General features: G+C 53.5%; 14 protein-coding genes. 6 read left to right on the plus strand and 8 right to left on the minus strand.

Features of this window, described 5'->3' with window-relative positions; all coding sequences use genetic code 11:
- The first annotated feature begins 95 nt into the window (after window positions 1–95).
- Window positions 96–341, plus strand: coding sequence for a hypothetical protein (locus tag VBE63_RS17140; protein ID WP_323684238.1), 246 nt, complete (start codon window positions 96–98; stop codon window positions 339–341).
- 78 nt (window positions 342–419) lie between these two features.
- Here the strand turns inward: VBE63_RS17140 and VBE63_RS17145 are convergent, their stop codons facing one another.
- From VBE63_RS17145 to VBE63_RS17175, 7 genes are all read right to left on the minus strand, one after another.
- Window positions 420–1856, minus strand: coding sequence for an AAA family ATPase (locus VBE63_RS17145; RefSeq protein ID WP_323684239.1), 1437 nt, complete (start codon window positions 1854–1856; stop codon window positions 420–422).
- Window positions 1857–1862: 6 nt separating this feature from the next.
- Window positions 1863–6263 carry an AAA family ATPase gene (locus VBE63_RS17150; RefSeq protein ID WP_323684240.1) on the minus strand — a complete coding sequence of 1467 codons (4401 nt, stop codon included), beginning with the start codon at window positions 6261–6263 and terminating at the stop codon, window positions 1863–1865.
- Between the two features lie 17 nt (window positions 6264–6280).
- Window positions 6281–6847: an IS1595 family transposase gene (locus VBE63_RS17155; protein ID WP_323684241.1), complete on the minus strand. Its 567-nt coding sequence runs from the start codon at window positions 6845–6847 to the stop codon at window positions 6281–6283.
- 177 nt (window positions 6848–7024) lie between these two features.
- Window positions 7025–9286, minus strand: coding sequence for a hypothetical protein (locus VBE63_RS17160; protein WP_323684242.1), 2262 nt, complete (start codon window positions 9284–9286; stop codon window positions 7025–7027).
- A complete protein-coding gene (locus VBE63_RS17165; protein WP_323684243.1) occupies window positions 9267–10511 on the minus strand; it encodes a hypothetical protein in 1245 nt (414 codons plus the stop codon). The genes VBE63_RS17160 and VBE63_RS17165 overlap by 20 nt, the downstream gene beginning before the upstream one ends.
- Before the next feature lie 139 nt (window positions 10512–10650).
- Window positions 10651–11583 (minus strand): hypothetical protein, encoded by a 933-nt coding sequence (locus tag VBE63_RS17170; RefSeq protein WP_323684244.1) that lies wholly within the window; start codon window positions 11581–11583, stop codon window positions 10651–10653.
- Window positions 11580–11969, minus strand: coding sequence for a hypothetical protein (locus VBE63_RS17175; protein ID WP_323684245.1), 390 nt, complete (start codon window positions 11967–11969; stop codon window positions 11580–11582). Before VBE63_RS17175 ends, VBE63_RS17170 begins: the two co-directional genes overlap by 4 nt.
- 179 nt (window positions 11970–12148) lie before the next feature.
- Here VBE63_RS17175 and VBE63_RS17180 point away from each other — a divergent pair, with 179 nt between their 5' ends.
- The 5 genes from VBE63_RS17180 (at window position 12149) to VBE63_RS17200 (ending at window position 17014) form a co-directional block, all read left to right on the plus strand.
- Window positions 12149–12769, plus strand: coding sequence for a hypothetical protein (locus VBE63_RS17180; protein ID WP_323684246.1), 621 nt, complete (start codon window positions 12149–12151; stop codon window positions 12767–12769).
- Window positions 12770–12821: 52 nt separating this feature from the next.
- A complete protein-coding gene (locus VBE63_RS17185) occupies window positions 12822–13538 on the plus strand; it encodes a hypothetical protein (protein ID WP_323684247.1) in 717 nt (238 codons plus the stop codon).
- A 95-nt stretch (window positions 13539–13633) separates the two neighbouring features.
- Window positions 13634–16405 (plus strand): hypothetical protein, encoded by a 2772-nt coding sequence (locus tag VBE63_RS17190; protein WP_323684248.1) that lies wholly within the window; start codon window positions 13634–13636, stop codon window positions 16403–16405.
- 80 nt (window positions 16406–16485) lie between these two features.
- The gene (locus VBE63_RS17195; RefSeq protein ID WP_323684249.1) at window positions 16486–16713 is read left to right on the plus strand and encodes a ribbon-helix-helix protein, CopG family; all 228 of its coding nucleotides are present in this window, start codon (window positions 16486–16488) and stop codon (window positions 16711–16713) included.
- A complete protein-coding gene (locus VBE63_RS17200; RefSeq protein WP_323684250.1) occupies window positions 16700–17014 on the plus strand; it encodes a type II toxin-antitoxin system RelE/ParE family toxin in 315 nt (104 codons plus the stop codon). The genes VBE63_RS17195 and VBE63_RS17200 overlap by 14 nt, the downstream gene beginning before the upstream one ends.
- On the opposite strand, the gene VBE63_RS17205 is transcribed toward VBE63_RS17200, so the two are convergent.
- Window positions 17005–21444, minus strand: a complete 4440-nt coding sequence (locus VBE63_RS17205) for a hypothetical protein (RefSeq protein WP_323684251.1) — start codon at window positions 21442–21444, stop codon at window positions 17005–17007. The genes VBE63_RS17200 and VBE63_RS17205 overlap by 10 nt on opposite strands.
- Window positions 21445–21546 lie beyond the last annotated feature (102 nt).

Here is a 21546-nt window from a genome sequence, read left to right on the forward strand (position 1 = left end):
TGCCGTTGTAACTTCTACTATGTTATCTTGATCTATGAGCCTGATATGGTGATCATTTTTCCCACAGTTCGTGACAAATAGATTCTGGATACTTCATGGTCAAACCCAAAAGCCTTGCGCCGCATGATCTCTTGCGATCACTCCAAGAAAATATGGCGTTTCACATTGTAGCCAAAGTGTCCTGCCCACTCTTGAGGGCGAGAGACATCCGTCTGCTGATTATTGCCATGCTCCTCAATGAGCCTGAAACCGTTGGTCAGAGAATCGCACAGATGGATATTCGGCATGAACAACTACGTAAAGATATCGAACGATATTGCAAAATAATTCCGATAGAGTAAACAATACTGGTAGATTCATGGGGGTGGAATTAATCTTACATAGAAGCAGTATTAGGGAATTTCTTTAAACTCACTGCATTACTCGCCTTTGAATCGAGAAATTAGAGCCTTACAAGACCGCTCTGCTTCTTGAAGGACATCTGCCGGTACAGGCCTGTGGTGAGCCATAGGGTTCCGAATTTTCATTATGTCCTGGAATCTCCTCTCCCAATCAGACTTTGCTCCGCCAAAAACTGATCTAAATCGCTCCCATTCAGCGAATATTAAGTCCTTTAAATCGCCTATGTATGCATAATCCAGGATGAAATCTGATGCCGCATCACCGAACATTCGTTTCTCGCGGACTTTCTGATCAACCAGTCTCTCTAGAGCAACGCTCAGTTTCGGATGCTTCTTCTGCAAATCTTCGAACCAATTTTCACCACATAAATCAAACATACGATCGAGCACCAGGATACGGAGTTGGCGCTCTGCATCCCCCAGCAGAACCCAAGATGGCGTCGTCCTGGTCAATAATGCAAGATAGTCTCTGAAATGCTGAGATATACACTCAACGCCTCCGGCAGCCTCATCACTACTACGAACAACGCCGTAGTGCTTAAATAAACATATGGTATGTGGCTCAATAGGCCGCCATTTTGGCCCCACTACCAGTTCGCACAGCGCCTCGAACATTTCTCCATGGGACAACAAGCTGGCCAATTGATGATACTGATTCGTGAATTCATGAGACTGCGCATATTGTGCACTTTCTATTGACGCATTATTGAGGTGTGGATGACCCATCTCGACAGCTTCACACATCACCACTTCAGCCAAGAAGGGATGACCTCCTGTGATCTGCCACAATGCTTCACGCCCAGCATTGTCTATCGGGACGGGGCTTCGTATGGCAAGGTTATCAAGATATTCACGCGCCAAAGGTTGTAAGTAGACAACTTCACACAGACCGGCCAAAGTCGAGCAATCCACTACCCCTTGAATCATGTCAAGTGAACGTCTTGATATAAAAATGAAAGTAATACCGTACCGTTCCCGGTCATTGGCCATCTCCCGAATTCTGGAAACAAATAGCTGTGCGTCAGAAAAACCGTCCCTCACAATAGCATCCAATTCGTCTAAAACGATTACTGACCTACCACCTGAACGATGCCATCTACGCAGGTTACACAGAAAACGCTCATAGGCTTCGTCGTGTTCCTTGCAACGCGCAATCGACTGGTCACTGAATGTATCCGGAGAGATCTCTTCGAAGATTCTGCTGTATGCCTGTATTGGCCCCCTAATTGCATCCAGCGTCATGTAACCTACTGTCAATTCACTTGATTTGCCAGCAAGGGTTCGTAATATCTCCTTTGCTACACTTGTCTTCCCCATGCGAGGAAGGCCAACTATGCTGCAATGAGCTCCATAACGAACTCTCTCGATGAGACGGTTGAGCAAAACTTGACGACCAACGAGACGTTCGCCACTGACTGGCGCGCCTCGACCAATAAATGGATTGTCTTTTGACACCCTATTTCACACCTCAAACTGGTTAGTACGAAGCCATGCTGCAAAGAGACCAACGCGGATTCTGACTCGCTCGCCTTCAACAATTAGTATTTCCCTATCAGAAAGATCCGTTAGAGACTCTTGGCTTTGGGAAAGATCGCTTAGCGATGCTCTGTAGCACCATCCCGAATGCAGGGACTCTCGAGCAACTCGTCCTAAGACTTGCCAGAGGTCGTTTTTAGGAACAGAGGCTACATTTTCCCCAGCAGCAGTTACTAGAGCATCGAACCGCTCCGGTGGCAGTGCATCTGCGCCGATAGTCAGAGTGCGTGCGACCTGTTCAATATCAGCTTCGGTAATAAATGCTGCTTTACGCTCATTCATATGCCTGACAAGCCGGTCACAGAAGATTTGCATAAAATACGGACTCCCCGCAGTTAAATCAAAGAGGCGAGATAGAGCCTGTCCGCGGTAGCGAGAACAGCCATCCAACTGAATTGGATCTGATGCCAATGCAGCAGCCTCCGCTCTGTCAAGGTAGGTTATGCGTTCATCATGCGTCACACCAAATTCGTTGGGGAAAGCCTGTTTGAAACGTGGCATTGTATCTTGCCCGACTAAAAGGGCATTGAAAGCCTTTGCCTCCAGCAACGCTTTCCATCCGCGCATAAATGCCTCTATATCAGCTTGACCGCTTTCGTAAATGTAGGTGAATTCATCTATAGCTAATATAATGCGAATTCCTTGTTTCGTTAGACTGCGCACCACCTCCCGGATTGCCTCTAGGGGGCTAGCTTCCACGTCTGACCGATTCGGCCAATTAAGGGGGATATCAACAGATGCATCTTCGAGGCGAAACTTGAGTTCTTGAATGAGTAGCCGAGCGAAGCTACACCATAGATTGCCAGGCGAGAACGTTCCGGCTGAGATTGGCGCATAGATAACAGCCTCTCCAAGCCGGTGCTCTACTTGCTTCAGAACAGATGACTTTCCTGACCGCTTCTGCCCATACAACACGAAGCACTGCCCCATGGTTCCTGTTGATATGTGCTGAATAACACGATCAATCAGGGATGCTCGCCCGAAAAACATTTCTTTATCTTCTACAGGAGAACCACCTGAGTACCGACCATAGGGGTTTGGAATTTCATCAAAGGCAGGCTTGCCAAGACGGACTGCAAGCGGAAAAGCCCCGGAGCTTTGGATATTTCCCTTTCTGTTGCGATAATCCACCTTAACACTGACGCTGAAAGCACCATCCATGATCTGTTCCGCACTAGGTTTGACAATCAGCTCTATTTCTCTTGCTTGGCCACCATATAGCGGATCAGGCGAATGGCATGGTTCACCTTCCCCCTCTTCTACAGATAAGCCAATTGCTTCAATTGGAGGAACGCCCTCGTCTTTTGAAGCAAGCAGTAGCCTTAATGAAATGACTTCATCACTAAGCACATAGAAGTCATTGTCGAGAACATTTCGAAGTTCTAAATCTGGAAGAGCGATCTCGGTATGTTCAAAATCGCCTTTGACGAGTCTCTGTAAAGACGCTAGCCCAGGCTCCATTTTCTCGATACTTAAATGTGTTGGGTAACGACTAATCTCTTGCAATACTCGCGAAACATCATCCAGTAACCTAAGATACCTTGTCTCGCGTTCGCGGAAGTTCCTTTCTGTAATATAGCTCGAAGTGTTTTCGAGAATTCTTAAAAACTCAGACATGCGTGAACGATCGAGTTCAAAAGATAGTGCCGGCTGCAATTCTGACAAGGTTTCCCGTGCTTGCCGATATTTATCGACCGAAAGGCTTTCTGTTGGCAACAGTAAGAAGGCATTTCTGATCTCTTTCTCACGACCTTTTTCTATTGCAGCTTGTTCCTCGCTTGAAGGAATCGTGTGATCTGTTTTCACAGTGGATCGCAGGTAACTAAAGGCTTCAGGTGCTCGAAGAGCGAAGAATCCGACATGTTTACGGAAGTCGTTCCAGCCTCTCGGGGCTGCTTCGAGCATCTTAAGGACGCTGGGCAACCTATTTCCAGTTGTTGGCTGAAGTAGATCACTTGGCTCAACGGAATTTGACAAGTACGTCCCAAGAAGAAGTGTCCATGCAGCTTCAACACTGTTTTTGGCATCACCTCGTGGTTCCAATTGTGTTGGGCAAAGCACAAGGGATTCTATGCAAAAACACCTTCCAACATCTGTCGGTGTTCCATCGCTGAGTGCGGCTTCCGCAAGTGAAAGAAAATACCTTCGTAGATACTCATGCACGCTTCTATTGCCGGTCACGCTCGATGCATGCTCACAAAGCCAAGCTAGCGATAACAAATAATCTGAGCGCTCCCGTGGTCTCCGTCCCTTTACATTCTCAAGAAGACCTTGAAGTTGACGCACATCTCTATCCGTATAGTGGCCACTTTCTTTTGTCCGCGAATCAATCCCCCGCAAATCACAACTGTCAAGTTGTTTCCGTGCAATAGGTGATAACCCAAGCGCTAAGCTTGAGAGAATATCATCTTCAATAGAATCCACACCGCCTTCAGAAGAAATAGGAAATTGACCGGTCTCTTTCGCGTCTTTCGCCTTTGCCAGTAGCGAAGCAGTTGCATTGTCCCATGGTTGCTGATTTAGGATTGAACTGAGTTGCTTGATTGCTTTATCAAAATCCCCATCTGCAAGGAAACAGTATGCTTGCTGTCTTTGATATTCAAGTCGCTTATTTGTTACCAAGTTAGCGAGCTTATCTAATAGTTGTGCTGCTGCGGTGAAATTTCTTGCCTTGACATGAAACTGCACGCGCATCTGCTCAAGTGAAACAAACTCACTTGAATCAAATATACTTTTATTTTTATTAAGAACCTCAATGGCAGCCTCTGGCTTCCCTTTGCGGTTCTTCAAAGCTGCCAAATTTTTTACAGCACTTTTTATATACTTTCCATTGCGAGATATTTCTTCCTGATATAGAGATTCAGCTTTTTCGAGTTGATCAAGCTGCTCTGCCTCCATTGCTTTGGCAAAGTAACTACCATCTTTCGGAATTGCTTTCAGGCGAAGTTTAAGTGGAGCTCGCTTAGCAACTACTTCTTGCGTAGTAACTTCTTCCGAAACAAGTGCAATGTCTTTTGCTAGAGGATATTTCCCTGCCCTTGGTTCTAAGCTTTCTGAAAAAGTTATTTCCTGTCTAACCTGGCCATCAATCAGCGAGTTAACGAGCGAAGAACTGGAGACAGCATTCCTATGGAAAAACCATGTTTGACTTATGGAATCTTCAACAATAAAGCCAAAGTTACGCGCAGGATAATATGCCGAAATACGACCGTAACGAGTGTTGTCTTTGCGCTTCAATGGGGCGTTTTTTTGCCTGACAATTTTTTGTTTCACAGGGGGAACGAACTCATCTTTCCAAGGGAATAAGTTGTTTCCTGTTTTCGTTTTTCTCAGTTTATGAATATCACCCGAAAGTGCAGCTGCATAAGCGTCAGAATCTTCTCTAACTGATAAAGCCAGAAGACTGGTTGCAATGCGTAGCGCTTTTTCCGGTAGTTCAAGCGTAAGCAACAGCCCTATTGGTGGAACCTTAGTATTTGCTAATCGTTGGACACATTGCCCGATGCGTTGCACAATAAAAACTTTGTCAGTGTCGCCTTCAAGACGAGTTGCCCAAAGAAGGAACTTGACAGCGGTTTCCCAGTCGCTCGACCTAATCGCCAATGCAGCTATTGCCATACTTGCTTGTTGGTGGTTTTGATCCAGTTCAAGAGTATTTTGAAAATAGGCTCTTGAGCGTGCATCGCCCAATCCACTGCATTCGGCAAGTAAGCCCGCCAGAAAGAACAAGAATGGTTCTTTAAACGTCTCTGCGAGTTCCGCAATCTTTGCTACATCTTGAGCAATTCGGGCGGGTTCACGGATCTTCTGTGCGTACTCATATCTATTTTTCCATCTGGTTAAGTCTTGCTGGATTTCCTGGGGGGGCGAAGGAAAACTAAATGATGGTGCAGGTAGTAGAATAATCGGATCGCCCGAGAAAAGGAGTTCGAGATCGGCGGGGGCAGGAAGGCTGTTGTCAGTGTGCTTTGGCGCGTACTCAGATGAAACCGCAGTGTGTTTTTTGGTTCCTTCAGAGTTTGTGTTAGCCGGTTCTTCTTGAAGATGCAACGAAGCCTGTGGAACAGGCTGTGCTAGAGATGGTTCTGATAGCTCGATATTTTTCGGTAGTCGCCATGTTAGGATGTTTTGCGCAGATATCCATTCGATTCCGGATTTGCAATCAATGACTAAGCCTTCCGAATTTATTTCTACAAGAATGCCAATTCTTTCAGGTGAGTCGGGAGATGTGTGAAAACAGATTGACTGTCCAGGTTTGGCGATACGCGTTAATGCAGCGAATGCTGCATTAATGTTTATATCTCTTCTTTCGTGTTGTTCAGACATTGCTTTAGTCGATTGGCTCATTGTGTGTTTTGAGGACATGCTACCGGCTGTAATAACGTCTCGAGGAGTGTCCCCAGCAAGGCTCGTCCCCGTTGTCTGACGTTGTGCACGAATTCGAAGAACCCGAGGTACAGAGGGAGTTTTTCCCGTGAGAGGCCACGATGCGGACGCAGCCAGGAGCGCAGCAGCGACCAAAAACCTTCCATGGTGTTGACATGGATCTCGTGAAAACCGTCGCCGTCCTCGTCGCGGGCATCTTCACCGCGACCATTACAAACGCTTTTGCGCGGGTAGCCCCAGGCGGGCAAGGCGTCGTCGATCACGTATTCGTTGGTGTTGATTAGGGTGCCAGGCGCAATGGTCTCTTCGATGAGGGGACGAATCCTGCGCTGCTTGACATCCTCCAACATGACGATGCGCACCTCCCCACCACGCTCGATTATGCCGAAGATGGGTGGCTTGTCCTTCGCCAAGGTGCCTCGTCCGGGAGTCCCCTTGAGCCGCCGCCGGCGTGATGGACGTCCCACGATCCGTTCCGCTCGACCCTTGTGTCCGGCCACGATGTACACCTCATCGCATTCCACCTCGCCGCTTAGGCGTACCGTTCGACGAACCCCTCGCGCAGCTGCTCGGCCATCCACTGACTGTCGCTTTCATTGAGGCCGAGTTCCTTGGCAATCTGCAGGTTCAACTGGTTCAATCCCATCAAGTACAGATAAGAAAGTAGCAATACATAACTGACAGACTACTTTCTGATTCCGTCATAGCGGAAGCATTCCTGATGCCATCAGCTGCTCGGGGGTAACGGCTTGGTCAGGTGTGAGCACTGAACGCTCAAAGCACGCGCGGTCTGTGATTAGTTGTGACCAGTCTTGCAGACTGCCGTCACCAAGCCAGTCAGGAAAGCACAGTGGCGTTTCCGTGGTCCGCTGTTTTTGCACGCGTTCGAGCATGTCAGCGGCTTCCGAAGGTCGTCCCATGAGCGCGCTGAAGGCGGCTAATTCTAAAAAATACCGTTCCTTCTCCAAGGCGACGGCGAGGCTATCCCAATGCGGCAGGGTGTCTGGGAGCTCGAGTCCATCGCGACGGCAGAGCTGTAAAAAGGCAATGATAAAGGCCGGTGGTCCGGGGTCGCGCGAGACAAGCTGCTTGCTTAACAGCGCTTCAAAGCCGTGGAGCACATCGACCGCATCCTGGCTGCCTGCGCGCCAGGCCCAAGCGGCGTAGGCGCGCAGCAGATAGATCCAGTCATCGTTGCCAGGGCCAAATCCCTGCTGCAGGAGGTTTGCGCCGACTAGCAGGTCATGCACCTCAGTTGCCAGAGGACGCGCGGCCTCGGGGTCTTGCCAAGCGCCAAGATAGAGCAGCCAGGCCAACTCGCGTTTTCCGTTGCGTTGCTGACGTCGGCTTTCTTCGCGCTTGATCTGGTAGAGGGTCTCAGCGCGGTGCGGCTTGCCTTGGCGCAGGGCGATGCGCGCGGCACGATCCCTGAGTTTGTGTTGCTCGTCTTGTGCCTCTTGATCAACGCGCTGCGCGAGGCAGTCCTCTAATTGCTGTTGCAGGACCGCCGCCGGATCGGGCAGGTTGACATCGACTAGCAAATTGATGAGATGCCCGATCAGTCCGGCAGCGCGGGTGCATCGGCTCTCCGGTTCGAGCTGCGTGAGTGCTTGGGCGACGTCTTGCAACGACAGGGCGTAGCGTCCATGCCGATAGGCGAGTTTGGACCAGTAGTGATAGACCGGTGCCGGCATCCTAATCCGCGCCTGTTCGAGCCTGCGCCGCGCCTGTTCCAACCTTGGTATCTGGCTGTGATCGTAGGCCTCGGCAAAATCGGCCTCGAGGGCTTTCACCCAGGTCTGAGAGAGGAGCCAGCAGTGGTCGCTCTGGTGCTGCAGTTGGGTGAATAGCCAGCGCTCCGCTGGCTCATTTAGCGCACGGACGTTCAGCAGCCCTCGCAGCGTTTTTTCGGCGTCCTCCAGAGGTGTTTCGGTCTGAAAACAGCGCAGCGTCAGCCGATCGATCAGGACGCGCAGGGCCGCTGGCTGCTGATCACGGCAGGCTACTGCCAGGCTTTGGTCGTCGAATTCCTCAAGCCGTGGCTGCGCACTCATGCGCAAGTCGGCGCGGCCAACCAGCTGCATCAGGTGGGCACCGCGCAGGGCGGCGGTATCCGCAGTGCTTTGCAGACGGAGCAGGCTATCGCCGATCGGCTCGCCGGCTTGCCAGGCGGGCAAGAGGGCGGCGAGCAACTGGCCGGCGGCGTCAGGACAGGGGCGGCCCAGGGGCGCGAGGCAGGTGTGTGCACCGGCGGCGAGCAGTCTGGGGCTGTCCCAGACCAGGTTGCCCTGGTCGTTGCCACAGGCGAGCAGAATCACTAAAGGCGGTAAGCCGCGATGGGTGGGCAGTGTCCAATGGCGGCCGTCGGGTAACCGGAATGGCTGTTGGGTCGAGGACTCGGTGCCGTGGGAGACGACCACCAAGGCCGCCAGCTCGGCGATGTCCGTTTTTTCGAGGAAACAACTCGCGGCAGGATAGCCATCGATGATCTGCGCGATGCCCGCGGGCAAGCGATCGACAGGTTGAATGGGTTCATTAGAGGCGAGCAGGTTCAGGACGACGCAGCGCCGACCTGGATGGACCGGCGCCAGCGGTGTTGCCTGTTTGGCGGCATAACGCTCCACCAACAGGGCGCCGAAGACGGGGTTGCCGTTTGCGTGCATCCATTCATAGGGGCACTGCTGCCAACTGGTATCGAGCGCTTCGCTGAGATGCAAACATAGTCGGTGCCCTTGGCTGAGCAGGTCGGCGAGACGCTCACCCAGTGGTGCGGCGAGCGCATAGCGAAGGTTCAAACGCGTTCGATCATCACGCAGCGCGCGCAGGGTGGCGGCGCCAGGCACCGCGCAGGGGCTGTTGAGACTGAGGAACTCGGTGTGGCTGGGCGTCCACCAGCGCACACCGTCGGCTTCCGGCCAGATCCAGACATCCTCGAGCAGACGGTCAGTCGGCAGCGCGGTCATGAGCCAGCTCGGCGGAAAACAGGACCTGATCCTGCTCATCGCGAATGAATAGGGTCACGTCTTGGTCAGCGCCGATAAACAGATCGGCTTCGGGTGCATCAAGGGTCAGCAGGGCCTGCTGCCGGACCTGATCACCGCGCGCGACACCGACACTGAGCGGCGCCTGTTGGATGAGGGTCAAGTGCAGTTGCACAGCTTCACCGTCGCTTGAGGGGAGCAGACGAAGCTCGATCAGTTCGCCGAGGCGCTGGGTCTGTGCGCTCGCAGGGTCTGTGCTGTCGTCGCGGTCCTGGGGCGCCGATTCGTCGCCGAGCGCGGCCAGGGGGGCCGGGTTCAGGGCAAGGCCGGTGGCCTGAGCGGCTGCCTTCAGGTTCCGCAGCACCGAGCTCCACCAAGGCTGAGCTTGGTGCACCTGACGCTGCTCCAGGGCGTGCTTGGCGATGGCGCGGACGAAATCGGCTGCCGCTCCGTAGAGTTCCTGATAGCGCCATCGTGGATCAGTGGCATCGCCGAGTGGGCTACCGGTCAAGATGAGCTGTCCCGCCGAGGTTGTGCGCTGTACCAGGGTACCGGGCGCCGCCATGCTGGCGTCCGGCTGGGAGTCGCCAAGATCATTGGCCAGCGTTTGAACAGCGGCCAACCGCTGTGGCGAGAGTTGTCCCAGTGACGCACTGATGGCGGGCAGGTAGAGATGCACCGGATTCCAGGTCTGCACCATGGCCGCGAGCGGCTCATAGGGCTGGTCGGCTTCTTCCAGCAGCAGATCCCAGTGCGTCGCATAGTCGGTTTCGTGGGCCATCAGCCAGCCGTACCAGATGTCCGCCTGCTCGGTCGGTTCCGCTAACAGCGCATAGATGGGGTGTGACAGGTCCCAGTCCAGCGGACCCTCGGGGCCAACGGCTTGATCGATACGCACGATCAGCCCAGGTCGGGGCGTGGTTGGCAGGCGCAGTTGTTGAGCGTCGATGCGCCGCCGAACCAGCTCCGCGAGGACGGGCGGTAGCGGGACAGGAGCGATCTCTTCCGCAGGCGTAGGCGTCTGGTCTGCCGCAGGCGTCTCCGTCAACGCGTGTCGGTCGCGTTGAACACGCTCGTCGGCGGCCAGTGATGCGCGCTGTTCGGGAGATAACGAGGGGTCGTCGTCGAGATGGCGTTGAAGCAGCGCCTGGGAGGGGTCGAACAGGTTGGCTTCGATGGTCGTAAGGGGAGGTGTGAGTCCGCGCATATTCAATACTCCTGGTGCCTTGCGCCGGACAAGCCTGTCGGGCGCCGGCACCGAGCATGTCTAAGTTTGATGAATCGAAATGAATTCGATTTATCTGACGTAATCGCCAAGGCTGATGCCAGGTCAGTGACCGACGCGCTCAGCATGGCTCCTGACTGTTCAACGCGACAAGGCAGAGAATTTTCAGCGCGAGGGACATCTCTTCGAGGTGCTCGGGGTCAACGGGGATGCCGAGGTGTTGCAGCCAGCGGCCCCGGTAGCTTGCTCGGAAGGCATCCAGCACGGCATCCTGCTGTTTCGGAACGGTCACGCCAATCTTGACCGCGCGGTCATGATACGAGGGAATCCGATGTTTGCTGGCGAGGAGGGACAACGCCATCGCGTCTTCTTTCTCAGGACATTGGTGGCAGCGCAAGTAGAGGCGAATCCATTTGCTTTCCTTGGCGAGCGCTGTCCAATGTCCGCGTCCGTTCAGGAAGTCCTGCGCCTCGCGGGTGATGTCAACAAGCTCAACCCCGAGCAATTGCGAGACAGCGTCACGCGTGTGCGATGGCTGTGGGTTCGTAGCGCTGTTCGACAACAACGTTTCAAGCTGTACTTCAACCAGACCATGCAAGCCTTTGGTCAGAGGGTCGCCGTCGGTGGAGTCTGAGGCGTTCGATGGGGTGAAGGGGTCGCCGTCGTCGGCGTCTGTGGTATTCGCTTGGCTGAGTGCCTCGTCAGTATTGTGTTCCTCGTCACTGCTCGTGTGCAGATGTTTGCGACGCGTCAAGTAGTTATCACGCTGTCGGCTGAGCAGATAGCGCTTGTAGAAGAGGGTCAATGCGCCTAGGTGATAAACGCTCGTGGCACGATCTGAGAGCGCGAAGACCTTATCTTGGAAAAAGTCTTGAATCGCCTCATCAGCGGATAAGCCTAAGGGGGTCAGGAGGCTTCCACAGGTTGGGCTTAAGGCGTGGTAGACGATGGAGTAAAGCGCTTTCCACTCCGCTTCTGACAAGGTCGCGCGCCGGCCCCACAAGTCGCTGAGCTGGCGATCGAGATCGTTTTTTTTCGGCGTCTTTGCGGTCACGAGCGTCCCTCCTGGGCGCGTTTCCAGTTGGCAATGGCGAGGCGGGTGGGGTGGTCGAGCATCCCCAACTCGATCAGGGCTTTATGGGGTACGGCTTCAATACGAGGGCAGAGGAAGCTGTCTCGTTCGTCCGCATGGGGCCGTTTGAGGAAACATTTGCCGCGAGGAATCGGGAAAAAATCCGCCTGTCGCTTGGTTGTGGCCGGAAACACGTAGGTCCGTGAGCCAAGCGTGGCCCAAGCGACCACCACGCGCCATTCGACAGGATCGTGCCGATCGCTTCCAAACAGCAATGCGGATTGCTTCACGAGATAGCACTTGCCCTGCGCGAAGTCTGCGTCTGGCGTTGGTGCATAAGGCCCTGGGCGGCGCTGGTAGAGATGCATCAAAAAGGTCTCCGTCTGTCCTTCAAGGGTAATCGTACCCCCTCCTGGTTACCGTAGCCGTTGGATTCTAACACCGCTGGAGGAGTCCATCAGTCAGGCGTCGAGCTGAAAATCCACCCGCGCAGCGTGTTGGCTTAACAAGCGTCCAGATTTGTGCCACCAGCCTTGGAGGATTTGCCATGACCGCATCCACTCACCCTGCCATCCATTCCGCCAAGACCCTTCCCTTCTCCCTGCTGTTCGTCGGCGCCAGTGCCCTCTGCGTGGTCAGTGCCAGTGCGGAGGCGGGCGGCTGGCGGTCGCACGGGACCGATGCCGCGCTCGAGGCCGGTCAGCTCTTTGCGCCCCCGTCGACCAGCGCGGCGCTGGAAATGGTGGACGCAGTGCGGGATACGGCGGCGACGGCATCAGGAGTGATGACGGCTGCCTCCGTGACGGGTAGCTCTGGACCGGTAATTCTGGGCAATCTCGCCACGGCGGGTGGACCTGTTGCTGCGGGCGCCCTGTCCGGGTTCGGTGTTGCAGGGCTGCAAAACAAGTACCTGTATTCGGACTGTGAGAATGTCGATGCCTGCGATGCCGCTGCGATTGCTGGCTATGCAGGTGCCGGCGCCGGTGTGGCGGGCGCGACAGCTCTGGGCGCGGCTTACGGCGTCGGCGCCTCCGGACTGGCGACCATTGGCGGCATGGTCGGTGGGGGCATGGCCGCTGGTGCCGTGGGGCTGATTGCACTGCCTGCGGTGACTGCGGTGGCGATTGGTGCTGGGGTCTATGGCATCGTTTCGCTGTTCAGCGATTGATCGGCGCTCAGTGATCCCGTCCGTTGGCTTTCATTCAATGAGGAGACCTGCCATGAGCCGCTCGACCTCCGTCGCCCTGGTTCCGGTCACACTGCTTGCCGTTGGTTTGACGCTGATGCCTGAAACGGGCGAGGCCCGGTCGGTACTCGGGCGGCTGTGGGATCGGTTCGCTGAGCGACCCGTGGAGATCCCGGTGAAGGCGGAACCGCCCAAGACAGCGGTGGCGATGCGTTGGCCGCAGCGACGGTTGGCCGCGAACGGCCGGGTGATTGCCTTTGTCAGCTCGCACCAAAAGGGGACCTTGGGCGATCGGCTCACGGCTTTGCGGTTGACGGGCCAGGGCTACGAAAAGCTCCCCAGCAAATACAGCAGTCTGCATGGCATCGACGGGGTCTTCGTGCGGCGGCGTGCCAACGGAGAGGTGTCTGAGATCCGGCTGGTCGAGAACAAGGTCGACTCAGCGATGCTCAGCGCTGGCCCGCCGGCGCAGATGAGTGATGCCTGGATTCGGCAGTCGTGCCAAAAGATGCTCAACAGCGGCGATACGCAGACAGCTGACACGGCGCGCTTGGTGCTGGAGCATCTTGATAGCCCGAAATTGCGGCGCGAGCTGTGGCATCATGATTTGTCAACTGGCAAGACGACGGTGCGAACGGTTGACAGCATCGGCCAGCCGCAAGGTATCAACCAACGCTGGGGGGATCAGCTAATGGCAAATGAGCTGAATCGCCAATGCGCAGGAGCGCGGTTAGTTTGTGAGTCGCCGTAGCGGCCTGAGCACAAGCTCACGTCCTGATGCTCGGCTGCATTCTAGCGCTCGTTCATTATGTAATTGCTACAAGTTTTTGCTAGAGGATGATTGTGATGACGGATACCGAGACCAACCCCCAGCCCACTGGTCCCTTTTTTAGTAAGGATCTGACCGACGAGACGCGTCGGGAGGAGATTGCGCGGCAACTGAAGGGCGTGCGGTGGCGAATGACGATCGATGGCAATCAGCCGTCCGAACGTGTTTTTGGATTTCTTGCTCATGCCGAATTTCCAGATGGTGTGTTTTTTTCCACGCGAAACCTAGGGCCGTGGGCCGAGAATGGCAAGCTAAAGCCATTCACTATCGTTGATGTCGAGGTGAAGCTCAATTTTGACGATGCAAAAGATCGTTGGGGCTTTGCGGTTGCCAAAGCCAACTGCGTTTCGATTCCGACGGATTTGGAGTTCGCACTCAAGAAACTGCGTCACTATGTCTCTTCGTGGCAGGACGATGGCGGTGCAGAACTTCCGTCATTGCAGTCCGCTTGCCTAGACATTGATCCGGATTGCCAGTCCCAGATCGATCAGGCCATGAAGTTGGGCCGAGGAGATGAGAATCTGCTCAACGCTTTCTATAATCTCGGCAAGCGACTTGGGAAGTCCTTCGCTACCGACCCAGTGTTTCTGGAAAAATTAAAGCAACTCAATGACCGCCGGCCTGATCTTGCGGGCCAGGCTTGGACCAAGGCCAGAAACGCGGCGTCCGCCGCCAAGCGCGGCGCGGATGCTGGCAAACGCCGACGCCAGGGCCAACCGGTCTCCAAGGTACGGGCGCCTCAGCAAGTCAGCGCAGCAGCGGCCAAACCGCTGCCAGCGCTCGGCAAGACCGAGTTGCCACTCGCCAAATCAACTGCGTGGCATCCACGCGATCTGCGTGCGCTTGAGCCCCAATCAGCCTGGCAGCTGCTGATCGACGAAACCGGTAGCGAGTTCGGCGCCGAGGCAGGTCGGCTGAGCGAGCGTGACCGCACTCTAGGCCGCTTCGTTGGTCTATTGCTTCCCGCCACAGGTCATGGGCTCGCATCGCTGCCGACCGGCTGGCATGCGGTTGATCAAGGTATCGACGAGATCGACCGGGTCGTGCAGGGCATTTTGGATGCACCGGTGGGTGTGATCGGCATCACGGTGCAGCAGCTCCCGCAGGCGCCTGGGGAGCGCTGGGCGTTCGGCGTGATTCGTTTAATCGATCTGGTACTGCGCCTGATGCCGCTCGACGGATTGACGCGGATCGAGGTGCTGATCGAACAGCGCGGCCGGGTCTTCAAGGGTGGTACCCAATGGCCAGCCGTGGCCGAACAGGCACGCCTGCGTCTGGCGGAAGGTTATCCTGAGCGTGCGCAACAGGTGGACCTGAGCATCCGCACCATTACCAAGCAGGATTCGCCGTACAACGGCTATGTGGATGCGTTGGCGTTCGTCGCCTCGGGCAGTTCCGAACATTCCCGCGCCTGTCTTGCAGCTTCGGGGCTGTCTGGGACCTGTCTCCTGGGCGGCGATGCCGAGTTCCTCGGGCGCATGCTGGAATGGATGGATCGGGGGCGCACGCTGGAAGGCGCCGACTGGACAGCCCTGCTGGCAACGCCGGAGTCTGAGCAGCCGGGAAGCCTGGTTGCCACATTACTCGAGCGGCTCGGCACCGCTGCCGCGCGCGATACCAGTCTGTGGCGGCGTTATCTCGATCACCTGATGGGGCATTTCGATAGCCGCAATCTCAACCTGCCCCTGCTTGGACGTCAGGTCATTTGGCTGGATCGCTGGAAGCCCACCGATCAGGCGTTGCCACCGCCGATGCGGTTACTTTGGCTCACCGCGCAATTGGGGCGTGCCAATCATCTGGGGCAGACCGAACAGCCTTGGCTCGAGGAGATGCGAACGTTGGCCGATGGGCTGTTTGATGAGGATGCCCGTCTGGTCTGCCGTGCTGAGCTGAACCTGGCGGTCACCGCGACAAACCAGTACGACTTCGAGCAAGCCGGGCGTGCACTGGCGCGTTGGAATCCGCCCACCAGCAGCCAGCCCCAGAGCAAACTGCGCGGGTTAATGCAAAAATTGCTGGGCTCCCAGCCACCAGCGACCGGCATGCAGGCGGACCCCAAGGCCACCGCCGGTCTGCGCTACTGGGGGCAGGTGCGTTCCAGCCTTGGCCAGCATGCGGCATTTCTTGGCGATCCGGCCCTCGCCGTGCACTACTTCGATGAGGCGCTGGCGAGTTTTGACCAATTATCTGACCCAGAAATGGCGCGCAAGGAAAAGGGTCAGACCAACACCTATCGTGCGATCGCGCTGATGGATGATCCCACGCGGGATGATGCCGTTGTGCGTCAGGCGGTTGAGGCCGTGATCGGTGCTTTACCGCAAGCCTTGGACAGGCTCGCTGCATCGGTGTCGAACGATGACAAGTACGCTCACCATCTCGCCTTGCGTTGGTTGGTGCATCGGCCAGATGCCGGACTGGCCGAACAGTACCTGGCCCACCGCGAGGACTGGGGCACGGCTGAGGGGCATCCCTGGCCCTTGATCCAGCTCTATCGTGGCATGTTGCTGCACGCGCGGGATGCGGACGCCGCGCGGGAACTGGCGCTCGACGGTGCGGGGATTGGCTTTGCGGATGACAGTGGACCAGTGGTGCGTCTGATTGGCGCCTGCTGCCGGACGATTGCAGTGGGCTGGGGCGCGCCTTGGCCGGAGGCCGCTGCCCGACTCGACCAACTCGCCAGCGAGTTGCCTCTGGCTCAGCCGCGCATCGACCGACTGCGAGCAGCGCAGCAAAAGCCGGTGGATCCCCTGGGGTTGTTGCGGGACGTGCTGCCGTTTAACTTCCGCTAGCCGTTGGTTCGTCCATCATGGCGCAGCCTCTTGGGCTGCGACCATGATCTACTCCGAATGCAATGACAGGAAGGCCATCAATGACTTCGAGTATTTCAAATATCCATGTTGCTGTCGAGAAGCCACTCTACGCCGCGCTGCAAGAGCTTGCCAAAGAAGAGGGGCTGACGTTGTCGATGCTCACTCGAGATTTATTGAAAGAGGCATTGGAGATGCGAGAGGATCAGGCGCTGGCTCAGTTTGCCGCCGAACGCGAGCAGACATTTGATCGCGCTCAGGCAATGAGTCATGAGGATGTCTGGACTTGAGATGGCGTTCTCCGTTCTCTATCATCCGGATGTCAAGAAACGAGACCTGCCGGAGATTAATGAGAATCTCCGCCAGCGTCTCAAAGCGGCTATCGAAAAGCGCCTCATGCAGTCACCGGAAGCCTATGGAGAGCCGTTAAGGAAAACACTCAAGGGATATTGGAAACTCAGGGTTGGCGATTATCGGATCGTTTTTCGTATCAACGGTGATGAGATTTTCGTTCTCGGTATTTGTCATCGCAAAAAAGTGTATCCGTTAATGGAGAGTCGGCGGCAGACTCGAAATAAGGATCAACGGTAATTGAACGGCAAAGCTGAGAACGCCTCGCCGATGCGATCAGGGTCGGGCGCCGTCAAGACCGCTTCCAGGGTGGCAATCGACGCCTCCGCATCGGGTAGGATGCGCGCTTGGTCAAGCAAATCGCGTGCATTGGTTTCATAGTCGCAATCTGCGTAGCAGCAGGCGGCGACCGTGGCCCAAAGCGCACCGATAAGTTTCACCGTCGGCCCGTGTTGATCCTGAATCGCCACGACAATCGCCTGATCAAATGCCGCTCTAGCGGATTCATCGGTTTGATGATCATCGGGCTCTCCGTGATTCCAGAGCAGAAAGGCCCGATGACCATGGATGCTGGGCCAGGGATGCTGGGCATGACCCATCTGCCACTGCTCGCGCGCGCCCAAATAGGTATCGCGTACCCCTGACAAGTCGGGGCGCAGGCTCAGCGCTCGCACTAAGAGATGATGCTGATATTCGCGCTCCACCGACCCATCTGCAGCGAATTGTTCAGCCACGGTTAAGGTCAATGGACCGAATACGGCCTCCAGAGCAAGCGGAGCGACGCGCAAGGAGCCATCGATGGCATTGATCGCGCGATAAATCTTGGTTTTATCGCTTTCCGCCTCGCGCTCCTCTTTGGTGATGAGTGCCTCATCGAACAGTTTAAGTGCCTTGATGAAAAACCCATCCGCTCCCTCGGCATCGCCCTGCATGGCACGATACTGACCCAGGGCACTGTAAAAGCGTCCCTGCTGGCGCGGCGGTAGAACCGAAAAGTGCGGGTCATAAATCCATTCGCCGACGGTAACCTCCGCATGGCCGAAGGCCCAACGATCCGAATAATGTACTGCCAGATTCAGGTCTGCATCAGCGCAGAGTTCCCGGTCGTTTTGCTTGAGCTGCTGGCGTTCCTTGAGATAGTCACCCGCCGTAGCGCGAATGCGCTCCGGGTCGCCATCGTGATTGGCGTCCTGCAGGGCAAGCAAATACCAGTGCAAGCGCATCCGTGGACTCGCATCCTGGGGCAGCGCCGGTATCAAGGTGCGCACTGCTGTGAGCGCCCGGCGCAGTTGCTTTAGTTCACGCGCCTTGCCGCGATAACGCGCCTCCAGGGTTTCCAGCAAACGCTGTTGCAAATCCATGCGTGCTGCCAGACGCTTGGCAAGATCTTTCATCACTAGTTGACCGAATGGGCTGTCACCGGTTTCTAGAGCGAATTCGATGACATCGTCGAGATTGGCCGAAGTCTCAAGGTGCTCCAGCCGTTCCAGGCGTGGCACCAGTTCCAGCGAGAAGGGGACATAGCCGGGGAGTTGTTTATAGTTTGCCAAGGCACCGAGGCGGCGACTTGCATCTGTATGTTCGTGTGTCAGATAGGCAAGCAGGTCAGCGTAAGGGAGATAACCAAAATCTTTTTCTGTCCAGCGCATGGAAGCCAATTTCCAATGCCCGAAGCGCACGGGGTTGACTAACCAGCCGCCTTGAACAAATGCGGTACCATCCTTTCCCTCGCGATGTTGATAAATACGCTCACAACAAATGGATACGATAGTTTTCTTTTCTGGCCGCATCAGCCAGCCGCACAAGAGTCTTATCGCATGTTGTAGAAGCAATTCATAATATTTTTGAGCGCATTGATCTTCCCGTACCATGCGAATAGGAAAAATAAAAGGGATGCACTTTGAACAATTCAGTAAATTTTTGATTGCTTGGTGTGAGATTGATTCATCAGTAGCGCTGTGTGTCGCCACCGATGGCAAATCAGCATACTGCTGTTTAGGTGGCCCCTTGCAAATAACGCCAGCAATCACGCCCTCGCTATTTTTTATGGCCGATTCTTGATTAGTCCAAGCTTCGTCGATATAGATTGTTATTTCAGTAGATGTCGTAATAAATGCTGAAAAATCAACCTGAACCGGTATGATCGGCTTCAACTTGATATTGTTCGTTTGTAAAGGCTTGCTGACTGCTCGTCGTTCGTGCGCTTTTGGCGCCATTGGTTTTGCCAATTGAGAAGAGTTGCTGGGCTTTTGTTTATCGGCGTGCGACGCGGATTTTGTAATAGGATTTTTATTTAATGGAGACAGCATTTTTTTGCCGTCAAGATATGCTTCAGCGAGTTGGCGTAAATCCGCCCAAACGCCATTGCCCGCAAGCTGTTGGCCTAAATGATCTTTTCGCAGCGGTAATTTTTCAGCAGGCTCTTTCAATGCAATTTTAACCAAATCATTGGCTAGTTTGATTCGTCGCCCGTCTTTTTCGGTTGGGTTCCAGCAGCGCAGGCGCTGAGTATCGAAACCTTCGCTTTGTAATTTATTGAAAATATCAGGCTGCAAAAGATATCGCCCCTCGGCAGCCATTTCCCAGCGTGGGGCAAAGAATTGCCAGGCTTGCCACCAGTTTGGAACTTCGCTTTGACAGCAAAGAATTCGTTTGCCACTTTTTATGGCGAAGTTCCACTCATTCCGTTTGCGATTAAAAGTAACGCCAACCTCGGCTGTTAGCGTATCACCCTTTCGTAACGGGATGTTGTCCTCGAGAATAAGTCGGTCTTTAAGAAAAAAGATATTCCAGGCAAAATTAGGTTGCGATGCGAAACCAGAGGAACCATCAGGATTCAAGTGAATTACAACCATTTCCCAAGCTGCATCCTTTAGTTCTTGTTGCACAATGGATCGACGAGAATCCTCTTGGATCTCTTCTTTTGTGTACCGTTGACCAATTTCTTGGCTCAAACCAACCTCCTGAATAACTTCTCCGGTTTGGCTATCAGATATTACGCCGATCTCAGCGAAAATGCGCCGCTCCGCTGCTCCAGCAGTCTGTAACAATTCAACAATCTTAGATTGCGGTATTTCTGATTTGGAAATAAAATTTTTCGATAAAAGCATTGCCAGCCGATTGATTCCTAGATATTTTTGATTTAATAAAAAAATAACATCAATTTTTTTAATATCAGCTGGCTTAACGAGTTCTGCATCAATGAGTCCAAAAAGAATATCGACACACTGATTATTCTCTCCCGGGTTAGATTGGAGCATATTCTGCTCATTGTCTGAACGGAAAACGCTTGCCAAATCCTCCACTGCTGATTTAGCAAGTTCTTCTCGTCGACTATCCGGTATCTGGTTTACTAAGAGAACGCCCTGCCTAATAAGCCACAAGGCGTCTTCAAAATTCATTTGATCAATAAACTCAAGTATTTTCTCTTTAGGTATTTCATGCGGGTGAATTACGCCTTGGCCTACTAGCCAGCGTGCACGATAAGCGTCAATTTCAGAAAGTAATTGTTGTCGCTTGTGAAAAGGTATCTGTTCAGGTCGGATAACTTTGTGATGCACAAGCCAGTCACATTGCTCGGCATTCATTTGCTCGACCAATGCTTTTCGTTTATCATCCGGAATTTGGTCAGAACTAATTATTCCGGCGCTAACCATCCACTGTGCACTAGCGGGAGTCAATTGAGAAATCAATTTATTGCTGATATTCTGCAGTTCTTGTGGCTTCAAGATCCCAGACGAAACAAACTCAGCTGCAAGCCGAAAATCAATGTGATCCTGCACCGCATTTAGTTCAGAAGTAAATTCACTGTTTTCTAAAGATGAAAAAGAAAAAGCTTGTATATTGAAAGCTTTTTCGAGCAAATATTGACGTTTCTCCTCGGGGATTTCTTCAATTCCGATTAGTCCCGATTTTATTAGCGGTTGCAAGTTCTTTGGTGAAATTTTTTCAATAATTTCCTGTTTTTTTCTTTCAGAAACATCAGTTTTTGAAATTACTCCTTGCTGTAAAAGCCATGGTGCTTCATTCGCGGACATATTTAAAAGAATTTCTTTTCGTTTCCAGTTAGGAATTTCATCAGGCTTGAAAACACCTTGCCGGACGAGCCAACTGGCACTGCGAGGAGTCATATTTTTTAGTAGCTCTTGTCTTTTTTCATCTGTGAAATCATCGATATTAATTATTCCTTGCCAAATTAAACGACTAGCATCTTCAGTCATCACTTCGCGAACTAATTGTTGCCTTTTTGTTTCGGGGATTTCGCTTAGATCAATTATGCGGCTTTTAATCAAATAGGGCGCGTCAGCGGCAGTCATCGTTTCAACAAGTTCTTGACGTTTAGTTTCCGGAATTTCGTGAATTTTTATTATTCTATGATCCACAAGTCGGCTTGCGTATTCAGCATTCATGTTCTTTATAAAGTCGATTCTTTTTGCTTCTGGTATATCAGATAACGATATAAGTTTCTTCGAAAGCAAGTAGGTGACGTCTTGAGCTGACATTTCTTTAATTATTTGATTGCGTTTTTCTATAGAAATATCGTTGTAATTAATTAAACCAACACTCATGCATATGTTTATTTGGAACGGATTGGCCGCATCAATAAGCCCAATGTTTTCATGCCTCCAAAACGATATAAGATCTCTATTTAGTTCGTTGATAGTAATCAACCTGCGGAATAGCCAAGGAAGATGATCTGGTGCAATTGATTGCCGAATATTAGAAAGCTTCTCAATTGAAATGTCATTTCTCCATGTGCGCGGGCATATTGT

Origin of the sequence: Lamprobacter sp. (assembly GCF_034860625.1) — a bacterium.
GTDB lineage: Bacteria > Pseudomonadota > Gammaproteobacteria > Chromatiales > Chromatiaceae > Lamprobacter.